Below are 22,099 nucleotides of genomic sequence, written 5' to 3' on the forward strand. Positions count from 1 at the left end.
ACGGCCCCGGCAGGGGCGGTGCACCACGCGGACACAGGGGAACGTATGACGACCCCCTGGGGAGTTGCCGCTTCCCCTGACCGAGCGGTGCGCGAAGCCGACCTGACCGCCGAGTACGGCACCCGGGCCCGTCTTGCGACGGATGGCTGTTCATCGACCGGTGCCGCCCACGGCGACGGGACGGCCCGACTGCATCGAGAGCTACGCGGTGTGACCGTCGTGGAGCCGGCCTGAGACCCGTCCCGGGCCAACGGCGGGTCCCGGTAGCCGGTTCGCATCCCACGCCGGGAACTGCGCCCCGCCGGTCAGCCTCCCTCCGGGCCCGTTCACGCGACCGCGCGCCGGGACGACACGGTCGGCGCGCGGCGGCCGCGCGTCATGCCTCGTCGAAGGCGTGCCCCTTCCCGCGCCCGGGGCGGGACAGCAGTCGCTGGGCCGCGACGAGCGCCGCGCCGACCCCGCCCGAACCGCGGAGCGCCGCGCGCGCCGCGTTGGCGCCCGGCGCGCCGTGCACCCCGCCGCCCGGATGGGCCGAAGCGGAGGCGAGGTAGAGGCCGCGCACCGGGGTCTCCGGGCGACCGGTGCCGGGGGTCGGACGGAAGAACAGCTGTTGGTGCATGGCGGCCGTGCCACCGTTGATGGCGCCGCCCACCAGGTTGGCGTCGGCCGCTTGAAGCGTCGGCGGGGAGAGGACGCGGCGGGCGCGGATGCGCTGCCGGAAACCGGGGGCGTACCGCTCCACCTGGGCCTCGACGCGGTCCGCCATCCGTTCGTCCTCCGCCGCGTCCCAGCGGCCGGTGAGTCCGTCGTGCCCCGCGTCACCCTTCACGGTGTGCGGGACGTGGGTGTAGGCCCACGCCGACTCGGTGCCGGCGGGGGAGCGCGTCGCGTCGGCGGTGGACATCTGGCCCAGGATCAGGAACGGGCGGTCGGGCACCAGCCCCCGCGCGGTCTGCGAGGCGAAGCGGGTGAGGTCGTCCACTCCGTCCGCCAGGTGCACCGTGCCGGCCGGGGCGACCGCCGGGTCGTCCCACGGGATCGGGCCGTCCAGCGCCCAGTCGACCTTGACGGTGGCGTGGTCCCACTGGAACCGCCGCAGGTCCGCGAGCAGCCGGGCCGGCAGGTGCTCGGCGGCCACCAGGCCGCCGTACAGCGCAGGGGCGGCGACATCGGCCAGGACCGCCCGGCGGGCAGCCACCGGCGTGCCGTCGGCCGTCCGCACCCCCACCGCCCGGCCGCCGCGGACCACCACCTCCGTCACGGCCGCGCCGCAGCGCACCTCGCCGCCGCGCTGCCGCAGCCGCCGCACCAGCGCATCGGTGAGCGCACCGGCGCCGCCCACCGGGACGGGGAAGCCGTGGGACTGGCCGAGCATCGACATCAGCCAGCCGTAGCCGCCGCTCCCCGCCGCCTCGGGCGGCAGGTCGGCGTGGAGGGCGTTGCCCGCCAGCAGCAGCCGCCCGCTCTCCCCGGAGAACTCCTCCTCGCCCAGCCGACGTACCGGGAGCACCAGGCTGCGTGCCAGCCGCAGCCCGCCCGCGCTGCGCAGCCGGGCCGCCAGTACCGCGCCGGAGCCCACCGGCGGGAAGGGGGCGAACAGCGCGTCGACGATGCCGTCACCGAGCTGGTCCCAGACCCGGCAGAAGGCCAGCCACCGCTCACCGTCCCCGCGGGCGTCGGCCTCCAGTGCGGCCGCCGTGCCCTCGCGGTCGCGGTGCAGCACCGCGGCCGGGCCGTCGCGCCGCGGGTGGGCCAGCACGCGGGGGGCGTGAGCCCAGCGGAGCCCGTGCGCACCCAGGTCCAGCCCGGCCACGACCGGGGAGGCGGCCGCCAGCGGGTAGAAGGAGCTGAACAGGTCGTTGACGAACTCCTCGTCCACGCCGCGGTCGCTTCGGACCGCGCCGCCGGGCTCCGGTTGCTCCTCCAGGACCGTCACCGACCAGCCCGCGTCGGCGAGCAGGTTCGCCGCCACCAGCCCGTTGGGGCCGCTGCCGATCACCACAGCGTCGCTCATGGCACCGTCCTCGGTCGTCTCTCTCGGTCGGGGGCGCTCCGGGTCGGCGCTGCGCCGGCCCGGAGTCGTGCAGGCGGGGGCCTGCAGGCGTCACGTACGGGAGCCGTCTGCGGGGCGTGTGTCGCCCGGTGGCTCAGCCGGCGTCCGCGACCGCCGGCGCGCCGCGCCCGGCGCCGTCGGTGCGCTCCTCGACGACCCGCGCGAGGCGGGCCAGCATCTTCCGGTGGCGCAGCTGGACGGCGCGGTCCACCAGGCTGTTGTGCAGGGCGCCGCCCACACCCCGCAACGGGTGCTCATCGAGGATGACCAGGGAGTGCTCACCCCAGGGGCGTATGTCGAAGGAGATGCGGGCGGTGCCCAGCGGGCCGCCGTCCGCCTCCAGTTCGAGCGCACGCGGCCGGTCGAGCCGGCGGACCACGGTCCTGCCGTCGACGTACCGGGGACCGATCCGGATGCGGTAACGGATGGCCGAGTCGACCCGGGGCCACTCACCGCAGTCGGGGCGGGTGTGTGAGGTGCCCACCACCCATGCGCCGTAGAGGGTCTCGTCCTCCAGGATCTCCCACACGGCGGAGACGGGGCGACGGACGAGCTGCTGTCGGACGGCCATGGTCCTCCTGTCATCGGTCGTGCCGGCCGCACCGAGTCGCGGGCCGGGTGGTCCGTTCGGGTACCACCGGGTTCGCGGTCGAAACCCGGGGGCCCGCCGGGCCGAGGGCGCCGCGCCGACCCGACGAGGGCGCCGCACCGGTGGCGCGGCGCCCTCGTCGGGGGTCGGTGGCACGGCGTCAGACGCTCAGCCCGATCTCCCGGGCGATGCCGTCGCAGAACTCGTCGAGGTCGCCGGGGTTGCGGCTGGTGAGCAGCGGCCAGCCGTTCTCGCCGCAGCGCACCAGCGGCCGGTCGACCCAGCTGCCGCCCGCGTTGGTGATGTCGGTGCGCAGGCTGTGGTACGAGGTCAGCGTCTTGCCCGGCAGCAGCTTCGCCTCCACCAGCAGCCACGGGGCGTGGCAGATCGCCGCCACCGGCTTGCCCGCGGTGGCGAAGCGGCGGACCAGGCTGACCGCCTCGCCGGTGACGCGCAGGTTGTCGGCGTTGACGGTTCCGCCGGGGACGACGAGCACGTCGAAGGCGTTGGTGTCGACCCGGGCGAGGGTGGTCTCCGGTTCGACCGTGACGTCCTTGTCGGTGTCGTGCAGGAAGGTCTGCACGGCCTTGGGGTCCTCGGCGGCCAGCACCACCTCGGCGCCGCGTTCGCGCAGGTTGTCGCGGGGGACGATCAGCTCGTCCCGCTCGACGCCGATGTTGCTGCTGATGATCAGGACACGGATCGGGGTGTTCTCGGGCATGGGAGGCGCATCCTTTCCGGGAACGGTCGTCCCAGTGTGGGGAACCGGTCGAACCGGTGCAAAGGGAGCACGGCGAACGGCCTACGGGACGTCTCGTATGCCCGGCCGCCACCCGGGGGATGCGTGCGACCGCCGGGGCGGGCGGTACGGGGGATGGCGGCCGGTGCGTGCGGCGCAGGGTGCGGCGGCCCGGTCAGCCGGCCTGGTCGCTGTCCTTCAGCGTCCCCCAGCCGTGCCAGCGCTCCACCTCGATCCAGGCGCTGTACCGGGCGCGGTCACGCCGCGGGTACGGCTTACCGAGGTAGTGGTGGGCGAGCCGGTCGATGTCGGCGAGGCCGGTGTCCTCGCGGATCTCGACGACCCGGCCGACGATGCTGATGTGGGTGTACCAGCTCTCCGCGTCCAGGGCGGTGAGGGTGACCCGGGGGTCCGCGCGGAGGTATTCCAGGCGCTTGCGCCCCTCGTCCATGTTGACCAGTACCCGGCCGTCGGGCTCCCAGAGGTACCAGGTCGCGGTGGAGACGGGCTGGCCGTCCGGGCGGAGGGTGGTGACGGTGGCCGGGTTGGGGCGGGCCAGCATGCGCGTGGCGGGTTCGGGCAGCGGGGGCTTGGACACGGCGGGCTCCTCGTGGTCGGTCGGTCGCGGGTGGCGGTCCGTCCGGGCGGCTACCCCACCCACGGTCGCCGCAGCCGCGTCCGGGCGCACGGCGCTGCCCCGCCCGTCGGAAGGGGCGAGCCCGGCGACGAGCAGGCCCGGTGCCGGTGCCGGCGCGGGCCCGGGCCCGGTGCCGGTCGCGGGTCCGGTGCCGGTCGTGGGTCCGGTGCGTCAGGCGGCGGCGAAGGCCGCGCGCGCCAACCGGTGGAGCAGGGCGGCGGTGGCGTCGCGGTCGGGGAGGGTGCGGTGGCGGCTGATGTGGGGCGTCGAGTTCAGCAGCCCGAAGACGGCGTGCACCGCGGCCCGTGCCTCCGGTTCGTCGAGCTGCGGGTGGGCCGATCGGGTGACGTCCACCCAGATCTCCACGTACTCGCGCTGGAGGCGGCGGACGCGGCTGCGCTCGTCGGGCGGCAGCTGGTCGAGCTCCCGGTCGTGCAGGGTGATCAGCGCGCGGTCGTCCAGCGCGAAGTCGATGTGCCCCTCGATGAGGACGTCGAGCGTCGCCTCGGGGGAGAGCCCCTCCGCGGTGGCCCGTTCGGTGCGGCGCAGGCCGCCGTCGCGCAGCCGGGTGCTGATGCCCACCAGGAGTTCGGTGAGCATGGCGTCCTTGCCGGGGAAGTGCCGGTAGAGCGCGGGGCCGCTGATGCCCACAGCGGCCCCTATCTCGTCGACACCCACTCCGTGGAAGCCGCGCTCGGCGAAGAGCCGCGACGCCTCCCGGAGGATCTGGCGCCGCCGCGTGGCGGCGGCGACGGGCGCGGGCCGGGTCGCGCCCGTCCGCTCGGCGCGGCGGCCTGCGGGCGGGCTCCCGGGGGGCTCGGTGGAGGCGGGTGGACCGCCCGGGGTCGGCCGGGGCATGCGAACCATTCTAGACAGCGACGTTAGTCGGCGTTAACCTCGCATCCAGGGCGGTTAACGCTCACTAACCCAGCTGTCCGCCCATCGGACGCGGCCCCGCTCCGCGGTGGCCCCCACCCAGGCCAGGAGGGTCATGTCCCAGGCACCGCCACTCGCCACGACCGCCGATCCGGCGAGCGACGCGTACCGCGCCAACACCGCGGCGCACGAGGCGCTCGCCGCGGAGCTGCGGCGGAAGCTCGCCACCGCGCGCGACGGCGGCGGCGAGGCGGCGCGCGCCCGGCACACCGCCCGCGGCAAACTCCTGCCGCGCGACCGGGTGGACACCCTGCTCGACCCCGGCTCCCCGTTCCTGGAGATCGCCCCGCTCGCCGCCGACGGGCTCTACGACGGCCAGGCCCCGGCCGCCGGTGTCATCGCGGGCATCGGGCGGGTGTCGGGACGTGAGTGCGTCATCGTCGCCAACGACGCGACCGTCAAGGGCGGCACCTACTACCCGATGACGGTGAAGAAGCACCTGCGCGCCCAGGAGGTCGCGCTGGAGAACCGGCTGCCCTGCCTCTACCTGGTGGACTCCGGCGGGGCCTTCCTCCCGATGCAGGACGAGGTCTTCCCCGACCGGGAGCACTTCGGCCGGATCTTCTACAACCAGGCCCGCATGTCCGGCAGCGGCATCCCGCAGATCGCGGCCGTCCTCGGCTCCTGCACCGCCGGCGGCGCCTACGTGCCGGCCATGAGCGACGAGGCCGTCATCGTCCGCGAGCAGGGCACGATCTTCCTCGGCGGCCCGCCGCTGGTGAAGGCCGCGACGGGCGAGGTCGTCACCGCCGAGGAGCTGGGCGGCGGCGAGGTCCACTCCCGCGTCTCCGGCGTCACCGACCACCTCGCCGAGGACGACGCGCACGCCCTGCGCATCGTGCGCACCATCGTCGCCACCCTCCCCGCGCGGGGGCCGCTGCCCTGGACGTGCGAACCCGTGGAGGAGCCCGCCGTCGACCCCGCCGGGCTCTACGGGGCCGTCCCCACCGACTCGCGGACCCCCTACGACGTCCGCGAGGTCATCGCCCGCGTCACCGACGGCTCCCGGTTCCAGGAGTTCAAGGCCGAGTACGGCACCACGCTGGTCACCGGCTTCGCCCGCATCCACGGCCATCCGGTCGGCATCGTCGCCAACAACGGCATCCTCTTCGCCGAGTCCGCCCTGAAGGGCGCGCACTTCATCGAGCTCTGCGACCAGCGCGGCATCCCGCTGGTGTTCCTCCAGAACATCTCCGGCTTCATGGTCGGCCGCGACTACGAGGCCGGCGGCATCGCCAAGCACGGCGCCAAGATGGTCACCGCCGTCGCCTGCGCCCGCGTCCCCAAGCTCACCGTCGTCGTCGGCGGCTCCTACGGCGCCGGCAACTACTCCATGTGCGGACGGGCGTACTCGCCCCGGTTCCTGTGGATGTGGCCCAACGCCAAGATCTCCGTCATGGGCGGCGAACAGGCCGCCTCGGTCCTCGCCACCGTCAAACGCGACCAGCTGGCGGCCCGCGGGCAGGAGTGGTCGCCCGAGGACGAGGAGGCGTTCCGCGCCCCCGTCCGTGAGCAGTACGAGACCCAGGGCAACGCCTACTACGCCACCGCCCGCCTCTGGGACGACGGGATCATCGACCCGCTGCGCACCCGGACCGTCCTCGGCCTCGCCCTCACCGCCTGCGGCAACGCCCCGCTCGGCGAGCCGGGCTACGGCGTCTTCCGGATGTGACCGGGTGAGGGACGGCGAGCGGGCCGGGCACCACCACCGCACGACGACTGGCCGGGGAGCCGCGCCGCGGCGCACCCAGGGAGCAGGGGAGATGTTCGACACCGTACTGGTCGCCAACCGCGGCGAGATCGCCGTGCGCGTCATCCGCACGCTCCGCGCGCTGGGGGTGCGGTCGGTCGCCGTGCACAGCGACGCCGACGCCGACGCCCGGCACGTCCGCGAGGCGGACACCGCCGTGCGCATCGGCCCCACGGCGGCCGCCGAGAGCTACCTCTCCACCGAGCGGCTGCTGGCGGCCGCCGCCGCCACCGGCGCGCAGGCCGTCCACCCCGGCTACGGCTTCCTCGCCGAGAACGCCGGCTTCGCCCGCGCGGTCACCGAGGCCGGCCTGGCCTTCGTCGGGCCGCCCGCGGACGCCATCGAGCTGATGGGCGACAAGATCCGGGCCAAGGCCACCGTCGGCGACGCCGGGGTGCCCGTCGTCCCCGGCTCCGCGGGCTCCGGCCTCACCGACGCCGAACTCATCGACGCCGCCGAGAAGATCGGCGTGCCCGTACTGCTCAAGCCCTCGGCCGGCGGGGGCGGCAAGGGCATGCGCCTGGTCCGGGACCCCGCCCGGCTCCCGGAGGAGATCGCCGCCGCCCGACGCGAGGCCCGCGCCTCCTTCGGCGACGACACCCTGCTCGTCGAGCGCTGGATCGACCGGCCGCGCCACATCGAGATCCAGGTCCTCGCCGACGGGCACGGCACCGTCCTCCACCTCGGCGAACGGGAGTGCTCGCTCCAGCGGCGCCACCAGAAGATCATCGAGGAGGCCCCCAGCCCGCTGCTGGACGAGGCGACCCGCGCCGCCATGGGCGCCGCCGCCGTCGACGCGGCCCGCGCCTGCGGCTACCGGGGCGCGGGGACCGTCGAGTTCATCGTCCCCGGCGACGAGCCCGGCGCGCACTGGTTCATGGAGATGAACACCCGCCTCCAGGTCGAGCACCCCGTCACGGAGCTGATCACCGGCGTCGACCTCGTCGAGTGGCAGCTGCGGGTCGCCGCCGGCGAGCCGCTGCCCTGGGCGCAGTCGGACATCGCGCTCACCGGACACGCCGTCGAGGCCCGCATCTGCGCCGAGACCGCCCGCCGCGCCGCCGACGACCCGGCACGGGTCGACTTCCTGCCCTCGGCCGGCACCGTCCTGCTGCTCCGGGAGCCGGCCGGGGAGGGGGTCCGGGTCGATTCCGGCCTGCTGACCGGCACCGAGGTCTCCACCAGCTACGACCCGATGCTCGCCAAGGTGGTGGCGCACGGCCCCGACCGACCCACCGCGCTGCGCCGGCTGCGGGCGGCGCTCGCCGCCACCACCGTCCTCGGCGTCGACACCAACGCCGCGTTCCTTCGCGCCCTGGCCGACCTGCCCGCGGTCCGCGAGGGCGACCTCGACACCGGCCTGGTCGACCGGGAGGCGGCCGGCCTGCTGCCCGACGGCGTGCCGGACGAGGTGTACGGCGCCGCCGCGCTGCTGACCCACGCCGCGCTCGTCCCGCCCCCCGCCGGCGGCTGGCGGGACCCGTTCTCCGCCGCCGACGGCTGGCGGCTGGACGGCACCGCGTGGACCACCCACCACCTGCGGGTGCCCGGGCACGAGCCGGTCGCCGTCGCGGTGCGCGGCACCGGAGCGGCGACCGAGGTGCGGGTGGGCGACGCCGCCCCGGTCGCGGGACGGCTGCTGCCCGCCGCCGCCGACGAGGTCCGACTGCTCTGGGACGGCGTCCAGACCACCTTCGCCCACGCCGTGGCCGCCGACGGCACCCAGTGGCTCGGCAGCGACGGCGAGGGCCGACAGGTGCAGCCGCACGACCCGGTGGCCGCCGCGCTGCGCGGTGCGGCGGCCGCGCACGGCGCGGACGCGCTGACGGCGCCGATGCCCGGAACGGTCACCGTCGTCACGGCCCGGGTCGGCGAGCAGGTCGCCGCCGGCCAGGCGCTGCTGGTCGTGGAGGCGATGAAGATGGAGCACGTCATCGCCGCCCCGCACGACGGGACCGTCGTCGAACTGGACGTGCGCGCGGGCACCGCGGTCTCCATGGACCAGGTCCTCGCCGTCGTCGATCCGCACCCCGCGGCCGCTCCGGACGGCACCGCCGCCCCGGAGGCCGGCCGGCAGCAGGAGGAGGCAGCCCGATGACCAGTGCCCCCCAGGACCCCGGCGCCGCCGGGGACGGCCCGGCCGCCCGCCCCCCGCTGCCGGAGGTGGTCCCCGCCGACGGCCTGCCCGCCCGGGTACGGATTCACGAGGTCGGCCCCCGCGACGGGCTCCAGAACGAGCAGACCGTGGTCCCGGTCGAGGTGAAGGCCGAGTTCGTGCGCCGGCTGGCGGCCGCCGGGCTCTCCACCGTGGAGGCGACCAGCTTCGTCCACCCCCGCTGGGTGCCCCAGCTGGCGGACGCCGCGGAACTCTTCGCCACGCTGACGGCCGACCCGGAGCTGCGCGGCGTGGACCTCCCGGTCCTCGTCCCCAACGACCGCGGCCTGGACCGCGCGCTGGAGCTCGGCGCCCGGCACGTCGCCGTCTTCGCCAGCGCCACGGAGTCCTTCGCCCGCGCCAACCTCAACCGCACGGTCGAGGAGTCGCTGGCCATGTTCGCGCCCGTGGCGTCACGGGCGGCGGCGGCAGGCGCGCGCATCCGCGGCTACGTCTCCATGTGCTTCGGCGACCCCTGGGAGGGGGCGGTACCCGTCGCGCAGGTGGTGCGGGTCTGCCGCGCGCTGCGCGACATGGGGTGCGCGGAGATCAGCCTCGGCGACACCATCGGCGTCGCGACCCCCGGCCAGGTCGAGGCGCTGCTCACCGCGCTCGGCACCGCCGGGGTCGCCCCGGAGGAGCTCGCCGTGCACTTCCACGACACCTACGGCCAGGCCCTCTCCAACACCCTCACCGCACTGCGGCACGGCGTCACCACCGTCGACGCCTCCGCCGGCGGTCTCGGCGGGTGCCCCTACGCCCGCAGCGCCACCGGCAACCTCGCCACCGAGGACCTGCTGTGGATGCTGCGGGGCCTGGGCATCGAGACCGGCGTCGACCTGGACCGTCTCGCCGCCACAAGCGGCTGGATGGCCACCCGCCTCGGGCGACCCAGCCCCTCCCGCACCGTGCGCGCGCTGTCGGTGCCGTCCCACAAGGAGTCGTGACATGTCCCTGGACCACCGCCTGGCCTCCGAGCACGAGGAACTGCGCCGCACCGTGGAGGCGTTCGCCCACGACGTGGTGGCGCCCCGGATCGGCGAGTTCTACGAGAACCACGCGTTCCCCTACGACATCGTCCGCCAGATGGGGGAGATGGGCCTGTTCGGGCTGCCGTTCCCCGAGGAGTACGGCGGCATGGGCGGCGACTACCTCGCGCTGTGCATCGCGCTGGAGGAGCTGGCGCGGGTGGACTCCTCGGTCGCCATCACCCTGGAGGCCGGGGTCTCCCTCGGTGCCATGCCCATCCACCGGTACGGCACCGAGGAGCAGAAGCGGGAGTGGCTGCCGCGGCTCTGCTCCGGCGAGCAGCTCGCCGCCTTCGGACTCACCGAGCCGGACTGCGGCTCCGACGCCGGCGGTACCCGCACCACCGCCGTGCGCGACGGCGACGAGTGGGTGATCAACGGCACGAAGTGCTTCATCACCAACTCCGGCACGGACATCACCGCGCTCATCACCGTGACCGCCGTGACCGGCCGGAACCCGGACGGCTCCCCGCGGATCTCCACCGTGATCGTGCCCTCCGACACCCCCGGGCTCAAGGTCGCCGCCCCCTACTCCAAGGTGGGGTGGAACGCCTCCGACACCCGGGAGCTGTCCTTCGCCGACGTCCGCGTCCCCGCCGCCAACCTGCTGGGGGAGGAGGGCCGGGGGTTCGCGCAGTTCCTCCGCATCCTCGACGAGGGCCGCATCGCGATCTCGGCGCTCGCCACCGGCCTGGCGCAGGGGTGCGTGGACGAGTCCGTCCGCTACGCCCACGACCGCCACGCCTTCGGCCGCCCCATCGGCGCCAACCAGGCCATCCAGTTCAAGATCGCCGACATGGAGATGCGGGCCCACACCGCCCGCACCGCCTGGCGCGACGCCGCCTCCCGGCTGGTGGCCGGCGAGCCGTTCAAGAAGCAGGCCGCGATGGCCAAGCTGTACAGCTCCGAGGTGGCGGTCACCAACGCGCGCGAGGCCACCCAGGTCCACGGCGGCTACGGCTTCATGAACGAGTACCCCGTGGCGCGGATGTGGCGGGACTCCAAGATCCTGGAGATCGGCGAGGGCACCAGCGAGGTGCAGCGCATGCTCATCGCGCGGCACCTCGGACTGCCCGGCGCCTGACACCCGCTCCGGCCTGTTTGACACAATCAGCGCATGGCGGAGATCACACAGAAGGACGGTCGCTGGAGCTTCGACGGCGCGGTCCTGCGGATCGTCCCGGGCCACGGCCGCGGGGTCCACGGGGTGCGCACCCGGATGGGCGAGCTGGTCGTGCCCCTGGCGACGATCGCGGGGGTCTCCCACGAGGCCGGCCGCAAGCGCGGCCGGCTCCGGCTGCGGATGCGTGCCGGCGCCGATCCCTTCACGCAGGCCACCTCGGGGCAGCTGCCGGACCGGGCCGACCCCTACAGCCTGGAGGTGGAGGCGGAGCGCGCCCCGCTCGCCGAGTACCTGGTGGACGAGGTGCGCAACGCGCTGCTGCTTGACCAGGTCCCGGTGGACACCCCCACCGACCGCTACCTCATGCCCGGTCCGTCCGTCCCGCTGGTCCTCAACGGCTACGACGGCAAGATGCACTTCGACGGGGAGCGGCTGCGCATCGAGTGGGGGTGGGCGACCGAGGAGGCGAAGAAGGCGGCCGGGACCCGGACCATCCCGCTCTCCGACATCGAGGGCGTCGAGTGGCGCCGCCCCAACTGGGAGGACGGCGGCCTGCGGCTGGTCCCGAAGGGGCCGCACGTCCCGGTGAAGCCCTCCCACGACCCGTTCTGCGTGGTGACCTGGGGGCTGCGCGAGGGCCGGGAGACGGCGGAGCTGTCGATGATGGCCGCGGCGATCACCGCCCGGCTGCCGCACCCCCACGCGGCGCCCGCCCCGCCGGCCGCGCCCGCCGGCGAGGAGCGCGTCGCGCTGGCCAAGGGCGGTGCCGAAGAGCCCCCGTCCCCGCCGCCGGTCGCATCGGCCGACCACGACGCGCTGCTGCGCCGCCTCCGGGAGCTGGGCGAGTTGCACCAGGCGGGGGTGCTGACCGACGAGGAGTTCTCCCGGGCGAAGCAGGCGCTGCTCGACCGGTTCTGACCCGCGCCCGCCGGGGCCGCCGCGCCGCCCCGGCCCGCGGTGCGCGCCGCGGCACGGCGGGGGTGGGCCGTCCGGGTGGGGCTTTCGGGTCACTCACGTCATCCGGCGCATTCGGGCGAGGGGTGCGACACGTTCGTGCCCGATTCCGGGCAGGATTCTTGCGATCGCCCGCGGTGGTCCGCAGTATGCAGGGGTGCTCGGACGCCGTACGCCCTATGACGACCTCGTCGACCACCTCGTGCGCAGCACGCCGCTGGGACGCGGCGAGGCCGCCCGCGTGGTCCTCGACGTGCTGGCGTACTTCGACGAGACGGCGGAGGAGTTCGTCCGCCGGCGCCACCGGGAACTGCAGGGCAGCGGCCTGACCAACCCGGTCATCTTCGAGCGGATCGCCGAGGAGCTGCCCCGGCGCGCGGTCGCACCGCCCGCGCTGTCGCTCAGACAGTTGCGCCGCATCGTGTACGGCTGACCTGCCCCGCCGGGGGTAGCCGACCCTCGCGGCCACGTCATCGTCGCCCGGCGCCACCGGGCGGGACGATACGGACACCTCTACATCACGACAGAAGCTTGCCCTCAAGGAGTGGATATGTGCGGAATCGTCGGATACATCGGCCCGCGTGACGTGGCGCCGCTGTTGCTGGAGGGGCTGCAGCGCCTGGAGTACCGCGGGTACGACTCGGCGGGGATCGCCATCCACAGCAGCGGCAAGGGCGGCGGCCTGAAGACTGTCAAGAACAAGGGGCGCGTCCGCGAGCTGGAGGCCAAGGTTCCGGCCCGCTTCGCCGGCAACACCGGCATCGCCCACACCCGGTGGGCCACCCACGGCGCCCCCAACGACGTCAACGCCCACCCCCATCAGGACGCCGCGGAGCGCGTCGCCGTCGTCCACAACGGCATCGTCGACAACTCCTCCGAGCTGCGCGCCAAGCTCACCGCCGACGGCGTGGAACTGGTCTCCGACACCGACACCGAGGTCTTCGCCCACCTGATCGCCCGCTCCGAGGCGGAGACGCTGGAGGAGAAGGTCCGCGAGGCGCTGCGCCTCATCGAGGGCACCTACGGGATCGCCGTCCTGCACGCCGACTTCCCCGACCGGATCGTCGTCGCCCGCAACGGCTCGCCCGTCGTGCTCGGCATCGGTGAGAAGGAGATGTTCGTCGCCTCCGACGTCGCCGCGCTCGTCAGCCACACCCGCCAGGTGATCACGCTGGACGACGGTGAGATGGCCACCATCAAGGCCGACGACTACCGGACGTACACCACCGACGGCAGCCGCACCTCGTCCTCGCCGACCACCGTGGAGTGGGAGGCCGAGAGCTACGACATGGGCGGCCACGACACCTACATGCACAAGGAGATCGTCGAGCAGGTCGACGCCGTCGACCGCGTGCTGCGCGGCCGCATCGACGACCGCTTCGCCACCGTGCGCCTCGGCGGGCTCAACCTCGACGCGCGCGAGGCCCGCTCGATGCGTCGCGTGAAGATCCTGGGCTGCGGCTCCGCGTACCACGCGGGCCAGATCGGCGCCCAGATGATCGAGGAGCTCGCGCGCATCCCCGCCGACGCCGAGCCCGCCAGCGAGTTCCGCTACCGCAACCCGGTGGTGGACCCCGACACCCTCTACATCGCCGTCAGCCAGTCCGGCGAGACGTACGACACCCTCGCCGCCGTGCAGGAGTTGAAGCGCAAGGGCGCCCGCGTGCTCGGCGTCGTCAACGTCGTCGGCAGCGCCATTGCCCGCGAGACCGACGGCGGCGTCTACGTGCACGCCGGCCCGGAGGTCTGCGTCGTCTCCACCAAGTGCTTCACCAACACCGCGGTGGCCTTCGCGCTGCTCGCCCTGCACCTCGGCCGCATCCGCGACCTCTCGGTCGCCGACGGCAAGCGGATCATCGAGGGGCTGCGCAAGCTCCCCGGCCAGATCGCCGAGATCATGGAGCTGGAGGACCACATCGCCACCCTGGCGAAGGAGTTCGCCGACGCCAAGTCGATGATGTTCGTCGGCCGGGTGCGCGGCTACCCCGTGGCCCGCGAGGCGTCGCTGAAGCTCAAGGAGATCTCCTACATCCACGCCGAGGCGTACCCGGCCTCGGAGCTGAAGCACGGCCCGCTCGCGCTGATCGAGCCGGCGACCCCGACCGTGGCGATCGTCCCCCGCGACGACCTGCTGGAGAAGAACCGCGCGACGCTGGAGGAGATCAAGGCCCGCAGCGGCCGCATCCTCGCCGTGGCGCACGAGCCGCAGGAGAAGGCCGACGACACCATCGTCGTCCCGCGGAACGAGCCGGAGCTGGACCCGGTGCTGATGGGCATTCCGCTCCAGCTGCTCGCCTACCACACGGCGCTGGCGCTCGGCCGGGACATCGACAAGCCCCGCAACCTCGCGAAGTCCGTCACCGTCGAGTGATGCCGGGGCCGGCCGCGCGCCGGCCCCTCGCCACCGCACCCCGGGCGTGGGACGGCCCCCGGGGTGCGGTGCCACCATACGCACGCCCCGGGGGCCGCCACCTCGTGCCGGCGTCGCCCAACGCCGGCCGGGAAGCCACCGGCGGGGCCGTCACCTCCCACCGAGTGGCACGTTCATATACCTTTTATGCCCATCACGGTGCCGATACGCACGCGTTCGGGCGGTAAATCTGACGACGTGTCGAGTGAGGCCCCTGGGCCGCGTCCGCCGGCGCACCACCGCGCTCACCACCGGCCATCAGGAGCCGCCGCCTCCGGCGCTCCCCCTCTCGCTCTCACCCCGCCGTGCATCCGGTCCCCGGCGCTTTCGGCTCCCCGGCGCTTGCGGCTCCCCGGCGGTTCCGTTCCGGGCGGTGTCTCCCGGCCCACCGGGCAGGGCCTGCCAGGGGCGGGGCCGTGGTGGTGCCGCGCGCCGGATGGTTTCCGGCCGCGTCATCGTGGAACACCGACGCATTCTGCGACCGTCCGCATTCCGGAGTGCCCGGTGGCAGAGTCGCGTCCGGTCGCTTCCTGTAATTCCGGATGCATTCGCATGCAAATGCATCGCGGGATGTGGTGAATGCGTGATCGCGCGCCTCGCGCGTGAAAAGGCGTGTCGTCGGAAATGCCGGAGGGCGGCGCCCACCGCGCACCCGCCGCCGTGCGCCGGGGCACGCGCGGCCCCCGGGCACCCGGCCGGTCGTTCTCTGTCAGACCCGGGCGCGGCCACGTACGGTGGGGAGCATGACGCGATTCGGTGGAGCTGAACTGGTCGACTGGAACCTCGCCGTGGCCACCGCGGCCAGGATGAGCCGGCCGGGCCCGGAGGTGACCCGCGAGGAGGCGCGCGGCGTCGTCGCCGAGCTGCGCCGCCACGCCAAGGCGTCCGAACAGCACGTGCGCGCCTACACCGGCCTGACCGCCGTCGGCGACGATACCCCCGTGCTCGTCGTGGACCGACCCGGCTGGGTCCGCGCCAACGCCGCCGGGTTCCGCACGCTGCTCGGCCCGCTCGGCGAGCGCATCGCCGAACGCCGCGCCGGCGTCCCCGGCGGCGCCGCGTTCTCCGCCGTCGGCTCCAAGGTCACCGGCGTGCAGCTCGGCATGCTGCTGTCGTTCCTCTCCTCGCGCGTCCTCGGCCAGTACGAGACCTTCGCCCCGGCCACCCCGGGCCTCCCCGGCGGCGCGGGCGGCGGCCGCCTGCTGCTCGTCGCGCCCAACATCGTCCACGTCGAACGCGAACTCGCCGTGGACCCGACCGACTTCCGGCTCTGGGTCTGCCTCCACGAGGAGACGCACCGCACCCAGTTCACCGCCGTCCCCTGGCTCCGCGACCACCTGGAGAACGAGATCCAGGCCTTCATCGCGGAGGCCGACCTCGACCCGGCCACCTTCCTCGACCGGCTGCGCCAGGCGGCCCAGTCGCTCACCGGCCGCGGCGACGAGAACGGCGACCGGCCCGGCGACCGCAGCGGCGGCGACACCCCCGGTGCCGGCACCGACAAGGCCGCCCCGACCGCCGACGGCGGCACGGCCGCCCCGGGCACCGGCGACGCACCCCGGTCCGAGAGCGGAAAGGGCAGCGCGGGCGGCAGCGGCGGCAGCGGGATGGACGGCAGCCTCGCCGACCTCGTGCAGACCGCCCGCCAGCGCGAGATCCTGGAGCGGCTCACCGCCGTCATGTCCCTGCTGGAGGGCCACGCCGACTTCGTGATGGACGGCGTCGGCCCGCAGGTCGTGCCCTCCGTCGGCGAGATCCGCGAGAAGTTCACCAAGCGCCGTGAGGCCGGCGCCGGCCGCGTCGACCGCGTGCTGCGCCGCCTCCTCGGCATGGACGCCAAGTTGCGGCAGTACCGCGAGGGCGAACGCTTCGTGCGGACGGTCGTCGAGGAGGTCGGCATGGCGGGCTTCAACAAGGTGTGGACATCCCCCAACACCCTGCCCACGCAAGCCGAGATCGCCGACCCCCAGGAGTGGGTCGCGCGCGTGCGCCCGACGGGCCCCGCGTCATGAGATGAGCGCCGTGATCACCCGTACGAGGGACCGTGGGCCCGAGAGTGGGCGTGCGATGCTCAGGGAGCCGCCCTCCTCTGTCACGCTGTACGCACTCAGCGTGACTTGGCCCCCCTCGAGGAAGTGATCAGGACATGGGTCCCCATCCCGCGGTCGCGGCGATACGCCTGGCGGTTCGCCGCACCCTGCAGGAACTGCTGCGCCCGAGCCCGGGCGCCGACCACCCCTCGGCTCCGCCGGCACCCAACGGCGTACCCGCCCCGCACCCGCATCATGCGTCCCCCCTCCCGGGCACACTCCCGCCGGAGGCCGTGCCGGACGCGCGGTCCCGGGCGTCGGCCGCCGGGCCCGACGTGCCGGCCGCCCGCGACCCCCGCCGCGACGCGCCCCTCGTCCTCGCCGCCTGCTCCGGCGGCGCCGACTCCACCGCCCTCGCCGCCGCCCTCGCCTTCGAGGCTCCCCGCCTCGGCCTGCGCGCCGGCGCCGTCACCGTCGACCACGGCCTCCAGGACGGCTCCGACGCCCGCGCCCACGAGGTCGCCGAACGGCTGACCTCCCTCGGCCTGGAACCCGTCGACGTCGCCACCGTCGAGGTCGGCCGCGACGGCGGCCCCGAGGCCGCCGCCCGCACCGCCCGGTACGCCGCGCTCGACGCGGCCGCCGACCACCACGCCGCCACCGCCGTCCTCCTGGGCCACACCCGCGACGACCAGGCGGAGACGGTCCTCCTCGGCCTCGCCCGCGGCTCCGGCACCCGCTCCCTGGCCGGCATGGCCTCCCGTACGGCCGGAGCGGGCGCCGACCGCGCCCACGGCCGCTACCTCCGCCCTTTCCTCACCCTGGACCGCGAGACCGTCCGCCGCGCCTGCGCCGAGCTGGGGCTGCCCGTGTGGGACGACCCCCACAACAGCGACCCGGCCTACACCCGCTCCCGCGTCCGGTCCCACGCCCTGCCCGCGCTGGAACAGGCCCTCGGCCCCGGCGTCACCGAGGCGCTGGCCCGCACCGCCCAACTCGCCCGCGACGACGCCGACGCCCTCGACTCCTGGGCGCAGCAGGCCGAACGCATGGCCACCCGCCCCGACGGCACGCTCGACATCGCGGCGCTGCACGCGCTGCCGCCCGCCGTCCGCCGCCGGGTGCTGCGCCGGGCGGCCATCGCCGCGGGCGCCCCCGCCGGCTCCCTGTTCGCCCGCCACATCGAGGAGACCGACCGGCTGATCACCGCGTGGCGGGGGCAGCGCCCGCTGAACCTGCCGGGGCGTGTCGAGGCTCGCAGGCAGGGTGGCAGACTGGTCCTGGAGCAGGCCGGCCGCCGGTGACGGGCGGCGGCGGACGACCCGGCCACCGGGCAGCCGCCGCCGGACCGCGACCGCGGGGTCCGGCCCGTTGGCCAGCCGCCGGGACAACGGCGGGCCGCGCAGGACCAGCAGAGAGTGGCGAGGGTGCTAGAGAAGGATCTGGGCGACGACCTCAAGTCGGTGCTCATCACCAAGGAAGAGATCGACGCCAAGCTCGCCGAGCTGGCGGCTGCCATCGACGAGGAGTACGCGGGCCGCGACGTCCTGCTCGTCGGGGTGCTGAAGGGCGCCGTCATGGTGATGGCGGACCTCGCCCGGGCGCTGTCCTCGCACGTGACCATGGACTGGATGGCCGTCTCCTCCTACGGCGCCGGCACCCAGTCCTCCGGCGTGGTCCGCATCCTCAAGGACCTGGACACCGACATCAAGGGCAAGCACGTCCTGATCGTCGAGGACATCATCGACTCCGGTCTGACGCTGTCCTGGCTGCTGTCCAACCTCGGCTCCCGCGAGCCCGCCTCGCTGGAGGTGGTGACGCTGCTCCGCAAGCCGGACGCCGCCAAGGTCGACATCGAGGTCAAGTGGGTCGGCTTCGACATCCCCAACGAGTTCGTCGTCGGCTACGGCCTCGACTTCTCGGAGCGGTACCGCAACCTGCCGTTCGTCGGCACGCTCGCACCGCACATCTACGGCGGCACCGAGGACTGACCGCCCGCCGTCGGCGGTGGCGCGGCATCCGCTGTCCCATCGCCGCACGGCGGCCCGCACCGGCACTGCCGGTGCGGGATGGCGCTCCGGCATCGGTCGCCCGGCGGCCCGGGCGGTCGGCGGGTACACCCGGACGGCCCAGCCGCCGCCGTCCGGCCGCCGCTCCGCGGCCGTCACCGGCCCTCCCGCGCAGGCGGATCGGGCACGGGGACGCGCCCGGGCGCCACAGGCCGTACGTCCGATGGGGCGTGACGGGGTGACGTCGCGGAACGTCCGGGCCGCCTGCTCCGTTGGAGGAGGTGGAAGGGCCGACACCGCGACTGAACCCGGCCGGTTCCCGGTCCCGAAGAGCGCCGGGGGCCGCCCCCGGTGTACCGTCGCGGAGCATCAGACAGTTGTCGGCTTGTTCGGCTTGTTCCGACGCCGGGCGCGCGCCGGCGGGGAGAGGACACCGTACGCACAGCGGATCCCGTCCGGGGGCTGTGCCTCGATGCGGCAGGAGGAACGGGGCGGCGCAGCCCCGTATGGAGAGACGTGAAGCGTTACTTCCGTGGGCCAGTCATGTGGATCGTGCTGGCGGTACTCGCAGCGATCCTGGTGATGAACGTCTTCCGCTCCTCCGAGGGCTACAAGACCGTCGACACCGCCGAGGTCGTCCAGGCCATCCAGCAGAACCAGGTCCGCTCCGCGGAGATCACCACCGGTGACGAGCAGCGGATCAAGGTGGAGCTGAAGGACGGCGAGAAGATCCAGGACTCGGACAAGGTCCAGGCGAGCTACGTCGACGACCAGGGCGCCGAACTCGCCGACATCCTCCAGTCCAAGTACCAGTCTGAGGACGACCTGCTGCCCGACGGCTACACGGTCAGCCCCAAGTCCCAGAACCCGTTCGTCGGCATGCTGCTGACGATCATCCCGTTCCTCCTGATCATCATCGTGTTCCTCTTCCTGATGAACCAGATGCAGGGTGGCGGCTCGCGGGTCATGAACTTCGGCAAGTCCAAGGCGAAGCTCATCTCCAAGGACACCCCGAAGACCACCTTCGCCGACGTGGCCGGCTCGGACGAGGCCGTCGAGGAACTCCACGAGATCAAGGAGTTCCTCCAGGAGCCCGGCAAGTTCCAGGCCGTCGGCGCCAAGATCCCCAAGGGCGTGCTGCTGTACGGCCCGCCCGGCACCGGTAAGACGCTGCTGGCCCGCGCGGTCGCCGGCGAGGCCGGCGTCCCCTTCTACTCCATCTCGGGCTCCGACTTCGTCGAGATGTTCGTCGGTGTCGGCGCCTCCCGCGTCCGCGACCTGTTCGAGCAGGCCAAGGCCAACGCGCCCGCCATCGTCTTCGTCGACGAGATCGACGCCGTCGGCCGCCACCGCGGCGCCGGCATGGGCGGCGGCCACGACGAGCGCGAGCAGACCCTGAACCAGCTGCTCGTCGAGATGGACGGCTTCGACGTCAAGGGCGGCGTCATCCTCATCGCGGCCACCAACCGGCCCGACATCCTCGACCCGGCGCTGCTGCGGCCCGGCCGCTTCGACCGCCAGATCGCCGTGGACCGCCCCGACCTCGCGGGCCGTCTGGAGATCCTCAAGGTCCACCAGAAGGGCAAGCCGGTCGCGCCGGACGTCGACCTGTCGGCCGTCGCCCGTCGCACCCCCGGCTTCACCGGTGCCGACCTCAACAACGTGCTCAACGAGGCGGCGCTGCTCGCCGCCCGCGGCAACGCCAAGCTGATCGACAACCACTTCCTCGACGAGGCGATCGACCGCGTCGTCGCCGGCCCGCAGCGGCGGACCCGCCTGATGAGCGACAAGGAGAAGCTCATCACCGCGTACCACGAGGGCGGTCACGCCCTGGTCGCGGCGGCCTCCCCGAGCAGCGACCCGGTGCACAAGGTCACGATCCTGCCGCGCGGTCGCGCCCTCGGCTACACCATGGTGCTGCCGGAGGAGGACAAGTACAGCCAGTCGCGCAACGAGATGCTGGACCAGCTGGCCTACATGCTGGGCGGCCGGGCCGCCGAGGAGCTGGTCTTCCACGACCCGACCACCGGCGCCGGCAACGACATCGAGAAGGCCACCTCCACGGCCCGCGCGATGGTCACCCAGTACGGCATGACCGAGCGGCTCGGCGCCATCAAGTTCGGCTCCGACTCCTCCGAGCCCTTCCTGGGCAAGGAGATGGGCCACCAGCGCGACTACTCCGAGGAGGTCGCCGCCCTGGTGGACGAGGAGGTCAAGAAGCTGATCGAGACGGCGCACAACGAGGCGTGGGAGATCCTCGTCGAGAACCGCGACGTCCTGGACGACCTGGTCCTCGCGCTGCTGGAGAAGGAGACGCTCAACAAGGAGGAGCTGGCGGAGATCTTCCGTCCCATCGTGAAGCGCCCGTCCCGCCCGGCGTGGACCGGCTCCTCGCGGCGCACCCCCTCCTCCCGTCCGCCGGTGGCGATGCCGGCCAAGGACGAGCTGGGCGAGCGCGACGACGTCCTCTCGCTGGAGAAGCCGGCCCCCGGCACCTCCGGCACCTCTGCCGGCGGTGACGACGCCCCGACCGGCGGCACCACCGGCGGTGCGGGCAGCGCCCCGGGCACGACGCCGGGCACCCCGCCCGCCACGCCGCCGAGCACCCCGCCCACCGGCCCGGCCGGCGGTACGGACGACAGCGGTACGGACGACAGCGGTACGGGCGGCGGCTCCGGCTCGTTCGGCACCGGCGGCCTCTCCGGAAGCGGCGGCCTCTCGGGCTCGGCCGACGGCGGCTCGCGCGGCGGCAACGGTGCTGACGGTACGGACGGCGGCAACGCCGACGGCGACAGCGGCAACGACGCCCCCAAGGGGCCGACGGGCAGCTGACAGCAGCAGCGCACTCCACCCGGTGGGCCGGGCACCGCACACGCGGTGCCCGGCCCACCGGTCTTCTGCGGCGCCCGGCCGCCCCGCCCGCCGGCCCGGCGGACCGGAATGTCCGGCGCCCGGCACAACGTCTAGGCTGGTGGCGCGCACACACGTGTCCGACCGGGGCGCGCGTACGAGGGAACGAGGGACGTATGACTGACCCGGTGACGCGGGCCGCCGACGGCGCAGGCGGCGCTCACGGCGAGTTCGACGAGAAGCGTGCCGCGGCGGCCGTGCGCGAACTGCTGATCGCGGTCGGCGAGAACCCGGACCGCGAGGGCCTCCGTGACACCCCCGCGCGCGTCGCCCGCGCCTACCGCGAGATCTTCGCGGGGCTCTGGCAGGAGCCGGAGGACGTCCTCACCACCACCTTCGACCTGGGCCACGACGAGATGGTGCTGGTGAAGGACATCGAGGTCATGTCCTGCTGCGAGCACCACCTCGTGCCGTTCGTCGGGGTCGCCCACATCGGCTACATCCCGTCCAGCAGCGGCAAGATCACCGGTCTCTCCAAGCTGGCCCGCCTGGTCGACGTCTTCGCCCGCCGCCCGCAGGTGCAGGAACGGTTGACCACCCAGATCGCCGACGCGATGATGCGCATCCTCGAACCGCGGGGCGTCATTGTGGTGATCGAGTGCGAGCACATGTGCATGACCATGCGCGGCGTCCGCAAGCCCGGGGCGAAGACCACCACCTCGGCCGTCCGCGGCCAGCTCCGCGACGCGGCCACCCGCTCCGAGGCGATGAGCCTGATCCTCGCCCGCTGAGCGGGGGAGCGGGGAACGTCGGGCGGCTCAGTACGCGGGCGTGCC

General features: G+C 74.1%; 16 protein-coding genes and 1 pseudogene. 12 read left to right on the plus strand and 5 right to left on the minus strand.

Features of this window, described 5'->3' with window-relative positions; translation table 11 throughout:
• Positions 1–376: 376 nt before the first annotated feature.
• From HCN56_RS02125 to HCN56_RS02145, 5 genes are all read right to left on the minus strand, one after another.
• Positions 377–2,014 (minus strand): phytoene desaturase family protein, encoded by a 1,638-nt coding sequence (locus tag HCN56_RS02125; protein ID WP_167967700.1) that lies wholly within the window; start codon positions 2,012–2,014, stop codon positions 377–379.
• A 133-nt stretch (positions 2,015–2,147) separates the two neighbouring features.
• Positions 2,148–2,624 (minus strand): SRPBCC family protein, encoded by a 477-nt coding sequence (locus HCN56_RS02130; protein ID WP_167967701.1) that lies wholly within the window; start codon positions 2,622–2,624, stop codon positions 2,148–2,150.
• A gap of 178 nt (positions 2,625–2,802) precedes the next feature.
• Positions 2,803–3,363, minus strand: coding sequence for a type 1 glutamine amidotransferase domain-containing protein (locus HCN56_RS02135; RefSeq protein WP_167967702.1), 561 nt, complete (start codon positions 3,361–3,363; stop codon positions 2,803–2,805).
• Between the two features lie 193 nt (positions 3,364–3,556).
• Positions 3,557–3,979 carry a TIGR03618 family F420-dependent PPOX class oxidoreductase gene (locus HCN56_RS02140; protein WP_167967703.1) on the minus strand — a complete coding sequence of 141 codons (423 nt, stop codon included), beginning with the start codon at positions 3,977–3,979 and terminating at the stop codon, positions 3,557–3,559.
• Between the two features lie 210 nt (positions 3,980–4,189).
• Positions 4,190–4,876 (minus strand): SACE_7040 family transcriptional regulator, encoded by a 687-nt coding sequence (locus HCN56_RS02145; protein ID WP_167967704.1) that lies wholly within the window; start codon positions 4,874–4,876, stop codon positions 4,190–4,192.
• Between the two features lie 133 nt (positions 4,877–5,009).
• On the opposite strand from HCN56_RS02145, the gene HCN56_RS02150 reads away from it, so the two are divergent.
• The 12 genes and pseudogenes from HCN56_RS02150 to folE all read left to right on the plus strand — a co-directional run bounded on the left by HCN56_RS02150 (position 5,010) and on the right by folE (position 22,054).
• The gene (locus HCN56_RS02150) at positions 5,010–6,626 is read left to right on the plus strand and encodes a carboxyl transferase domain-containing protein (RefSeq protein ID WP_167967705.1); all 1,617 of its coding nucleotides are present in this window, start codon (positions 5,010–5,012) and stop codon (positions 6,624–6,626) included.
• Positions 6,627–6,717: 91 nt separating this feature from the next.
• A complete protein-coding gene (locus HCN56_RS02155) occupies positions 6,718–8,802 on the plus strand; it encodes an acetyl/propionyl/methylcrotonyl-CoA carboxylase subunit alpha (protein WP_167967706.1) in 2,085 nt (694 codons plus the stop codon).
• Entirely contained in the window at positions 8,799–9,806 is a 1,008-nt protein-coding gene (locus HCN56_RS02160; RefSeq protein WP_167967707.1) for a hydroxymethylglutaryl-CoA lyase, read from the plus strand. Before HCN56_RS02155 ends, HCN56_RS02160 begins: the two co-directional genes overlap by 4 nt.
• A gap of 1 nt (position 9,807) precedes the next feature.
• Positions 9,808–10,971: an acyl-CoA dehydrogenase family protein gene (locus tag HCN56_RS02165; RefSeq protein WP_167967708.1), complete on the plus strand. Its 1,164-nt coding sequence runs from the start codon at positions 9,808–9,810 to the stop codon at positions 10,969–10,971.
• Between the two features lie 33 nt (positions 10,972–11,004).
• Positions 11,005–11,928 carry a DUF4429 domain-containing protein gene (locus tag HCN56_RS02170; RefSeq protein ID WP_167967709.1) on the plus strand — a complete coding sequence of 308 codons (924 nt, stop codon included), beginning with the start codon at positions 11,005–11,007 and terminating at the stop codon, positions 11,926–11,928.
• A gap of 193 nt (positions 11,929–12,121) precedes the next feature.
• Positions 12,122–12,397, plus strand: a complete 276-nt coding sequence (locus HCN56_RS02175) for a hypothetical protein (protein WP_167967710.1) — start codon at positions 12,122–12,124, stop codon at positions 12,395–12,397.
• A 117-nt stretch (positions 12,398–12,514) separates the two neighbouring features.
• The gene (gene glmS / locus HCN56_RS02180; RefSeq protein ID WP_167967711.1) at positions 12,515–14,335 is read left to right on the plus strand and encodes a glutamine--fructose-6-phosphate transaminase (isomerizing); all 1,821 of its coding nucleotides are present in this window, start codon (positions 12,515–12,517) and stop codon (positions 14,333–14,335) included.
• A 782-nt stretch (positions 14,336–15,117) separates the two neighbouring features.
• The gene (locus tag HCN56_RS02185; RefSeq protein ID WP_167967712.1) at positions 15,118–16,386 is read left to right on the plus strand and encodes an Rv3626c family coenzyme F420 biosynthesis-associated protein; all 1,269 of its coding nucleotides are present in this window, start codon (positions 15,118–15,120) and stop codon (positions 16,384–16,386) included.
• Positions 16,387–16,520: 134 nt separating this feature from the next.
• Entirely contained in the window at positions 16,521–17,708 is a 1,188-nt protein-coding gene (gene tilS, locus HCN56_RS02190; protein WP_167967713.1) for a tRNA lysidine(34) synthetase TilS, read from the plus strand.
• Positions 17,709–17,831: 123 nt separating this feature from the next.
• The gene (gene hpt, locus HCN56_RS02195) at positions 17,832–18,395 is read left to right on the plus strand and encodes a hypoxanthine phosphoribosyltransferase (RefSeq protein WP_167967714.1); all 564 of its coding nucleotides are present in this window, start codon (positions 17,832–17,834) and stop codon (positions 18,393–18,395) included.
• A 561-nt stretch (positions 18,396–18,956) separates the two neighbouring features.
• Positions 18,957–20,846 (plus strand): annotated as a pseudogene (gene ftsH / locus HCN56_RS02200) (ATP-dependent zinc metalloprotease FtsH); the annotation flags it as partial.
• 593 nt (positions 20,847–21,439) lie between these two features.
• Positions 21,440–22,054: a GTP cyclohydrolase I FolE gene (gene folE, locus HCN56_RS02205; protein ID WP_167967715.1), complete on the plus strand. Its 615-nt coding sequence runs from the start codon at positions 21,440–21,442 to the stop codon at positions 22,052–22,054.
• Positions 22,055–22,099: the final 45 nt, after the last annotated feature.

The organism is Streptomyces lonarensis, from assembly GCF_012033735.1.
Classification (GTDB): Bacteria; Actinomycetota; Actinomycetes; order Streptomycetales; family Streptomycetaceae; genus Streptomyces; species Streptomyces lonarensis.

Bases quoted from the DNA above. Each gene is read 5' to 3' on its own strand.
- HCN56_RS02130 (WP_167967701.1), bottom strand. From the start codon at position 2,624: ATGGCCGTCCGACAGCAGCTCGTCCGTCGCCCCGTCTCCGCCGTGTGG.
- HCN56_RS02125 (WP_167967700.1), bottom strand. From the start codon at position 2,014: ATGAGCGACGCTGTGGTGATCGGCAGCGGCCCCAACGGGCTGGTGGCG.
- folE (WP_167967715.1), top strand. From the start codon at position 21,440: ATGACTGACCCGGTGACGCGGGCCGCCGACGGCGCAGGCGGCGCTCAC.
- HCN56_RS02135 (WP_167967702.1), bottom strand. From the start codon at position 3,363: ATGCCCGAGAACACCCCGATCCGTGTCCTGATCATCAGCAGCAACATC.
- HCN56_RS02155 (WP_167967706.1), top strand. From the start codon at position 6,718: ATGTTCGACACCGTACTGGTCGCCAACCGCGGCGAGATCGCCGTGCGC.
- HCN56_RS02160 (WP_167967707.1), top strand. From the start codon at position 8,799: ATGACCAGTGCCCCCCAGGACCCCGGCGCCGCCGGGGACGGCCCGGCC.
- HCN56_RS02145 (WP_167967704.1), bottom strand. From the start codon at position 4,876: ATGCCCCGGCCGACCCCGGGCGGTCCACCCGCCTCCACCGAGCCCCCC.
- glmS (WP_167967711.1), top strand. From the start codon at position 12,515: ATGTGCGGAATCGTCGGATACATCGGCCCGCGTGACGTGGCGCCGCTG.
- HCN56_RS02150 (WP_167967705.1), top strand. From the start codon at position 5,010: ATGTCCCAGGCACCGCCACTCGCCACGACCGCCGATCCGGCGAGCGAC.
- HCN56_RS02170 (WP_167967709.1), top strand. From the start codon at position 11,005: ATGGCGGAGATCACACAGAAGGACGGTCGCTGGAGCTTCGACGGCGCG.
- HCN56_RS02185 (WP_167967712.1), top strand. From the start codon at position 15,118: ATGACGCGATTCGGTGGAGCTGAACTGGTCGACTGGAACCTCGCCGTG.
- tilS (WP_167967713.1), top strand. From the start codon at position 16,521: ATGGGTCCCCATCCCGCGGTCGCGGCGATACGCCTGGCGGTTCGCCGC.
- HCN56_RS02165 (WP_167967708.1), top strand. From the start codon at position 9,808: ATGTCCCTGGACCACCGCCTGGCCTCCGAGCACGAGGAACTGCGCCGC.